We start from the raw sequence: 2,487 nt of genomic DNA on the forward strand, positions 1-2,487 counted from the left end.
GCGCTACGGCGGGTGCTACGACGGGCGCGCGACGGAGTGCTGCTGAACGTCGACGAGGCAGCCACCGCGCTGTCCGCCCGCGGCGAGGACCTGGCCGACCTATGTCGTAGCGCGGCACGGGTCCGCGATGCCGGTCTGGAATCGGCCGGACGCCGTGGTGCTCGCGGCCGGCTGCCGGTCAGCTACTCGCGCAAGGTCTTCATCCCGGTCACGCATCTGTGCCGCGACAGCTGCAATTACTGCACATTCGTCATGGTGCCGGGCAAGCTGCGTGCTCAGGGCATGGGCATGTTCCTGGAGCCTGATGAGATCCTCGACGTCGCGCGTCGCGGCGCCGAATTGGGTTGCAAGGAAGCACTGTTCACCCTCGGCGACCGCCCAGAGGACCGCTGGCCGGAGGCACGCGACTGGTTGGACGAGCGCGGCTACGACTCCACCCTGTCCTATGTGCGGGCGATGGCGATCCGGGTGCTCGAGGAAACCGGGCTGTTGCCGCATCTGAACCCCGGCGTGATGAGTTGGTCGGAGTTGTCGCGGCTCAAGCCGGTGGCGCCGTCGATGGGCATGATGTTGGAGACGACGTCGCGGCGGTTGTTCGAAACCAAGGGTCAGGCCCATTACGGCAGCCCCGACAAAGATCCAGAGGTTCGCCTGCGCACGTTGACCGATGCCGGTCGGCTGTCCATTCCGTTCACCACCGGCTTACTGGTCGGAATCGGCGAGACGCTCACCGAGCGGGCCGAGACGTTGCATGCAATTCGTAAGTCGCACAAGGCGTTCGGCCATGTGCAGGAAGTGATCGTGCAAAACTTCCGGGCCAAGGAACACACCGCGATGGCGTCGACGCCCGATGCCGGTATCGACGACTTCCTGGCCACGGTCGCGGTGACGCGGCTGGTCCTCGGCCCGGCGATGCGCGTCCAGGCGCCGCCGAATCTGGTATCGCCGCAGGAGTGCCTGGCGCTGATCGCCGCGGGTGTAGACGACTGGGGTGGCGTCTCGCCGCTCACCCCGGATCACGTCAACCCCGAGCGGCCGTGGCCGGCCCTCGACGATCTCGACGCCATCACCGCGCAAGCGGGATACGACCTGGTGGAGCGGCTGACCGCGCAGCCCAGGTATGTCCAGGCCGGGTCGGCGTGGATCGACCCGCGGGTGCGCGGCCACGTCGCGGCGCTGGCCGATCCGGCGACCGGGTTGGCCCGCGACGTGAAGCCGGTGGGCATGCGGTGGCAGGAGCCCGACGACGTGGCATCGTCCGGCCGGGTCGACTTGAATGTCGCGATCGATGTCGAGGGCCGCAACACCGAGGCCCGCAGCGATCTGATGAGCGCATTCGGGGACTGGGATTCGATCCGCGCGCAGGTGCACGATATGGCCGCCAGTGCGCCCGAACGTGTCGACACCGATGTGCTCGCCGCGCTGAACTCGGCTGAACGCGATCCCGCCGGCTGCACCGACGCGGAATACCTGGCATTGGCCACCGCTGACGGCCCGGCCATGGAGGCTGTTGCCGCACTGGCTGATTCGTTGCGGCGTGACGTGGTCGGTGACGACGTGACATTCGTGGTGAACCGCAACATCAACTTCACCAACATCTGCTACACGGGCTGCCGGTTTTGCGCTTTCGCACAGCGCAAAGGCGACGCCGACGCATTCTCATTGTCGGCGGACGAGGTTGCCCAACGTGCCTGGGAGGCGCACGTCGAGGGCGCCACCGAGGTGTGCATGCAGGGTGGCATCGACCCCGAGTTGCCCGTGACGGGGTACGCCGATCTGGTGCGCGCCGTCAAAGAGCGGGTGCCATCGATGCACGTGCATGCGTTCTCCCCGATGGAGATCGCCAACGGCGCGACGAAGAGCGGCTTGAGCGTTCGCGAGTGGCTGACCAGCCTGCGCGAGGCCGGTCTGGACAGCATCCCCGGCACCGCCGCGGAGATTCTCGACGACGAAGTCCGCTGGGTGCTCACCAAAGGCAAGCTGCCAACCTCGATGTGGATCGAGATCGTGTCGACCGCCCACGAGGTCGGCCTGCGGTCATCCTCGACGATGATGTACGGCCACGTCGACGACCCGCGGCACTGGGTCGGCCACCTCAACGTGCTGCGCGATATCCAGGACCGCACCGGAGGTTTCACCGAGTTCGTGCCGCTACCGTTCGTGCATCAGAACTCGCCGCTGTATCTGGCCGGCGCGGCCCGGCCGGGGCCGACCCATCGGGATAACCGGGCCGTGCACGCGTTGGCACGGATCATGTTGCACGGCCGTATCTCTCAGATCCAGACCAGCTGGGTCAAGCTCGGCGTCGAGCGCACCCAGGTGATGCTCAACGGCGGCGCCAACGATCTCGGTGGCACGCTGATGGAGGAGACCATCTCGCGGATGGCCGGTTCCGAATTCGGCTCAGCCAAATCCGTCGCCGAGTTGAGGGCGATCGCCGACGGCATCGGGCGTCCGGCCCGCCAACGCACCACCACCTACAGTCCG

At 67.1% G+C, this 2,487-nt stretch carries 1 protein-coding gene; it reads left to right on the top strand.

Annotation, left to right across the window (positions count from 1 at the left end):
* Positions 1 to 2,487 (top strand): bifunctional FO biosynthesis protein CofGH (locus VGG53_RS05620; RefSeq protein ID WP_331517002.1); only part of this gene is annotated, 2,487 nt, incomplete at both ends.

The sequence above is a fragment of the Mycobacterium sp. genome, from assembly GCF_036490025.1.
In the GTDB taxonomy this organism is placed as follows: domain Bacteria; phylum Actinomycetota; class Actinomycetes; order Mycobacteriales; family Mycobacteriaceae; genus Mycobacterium.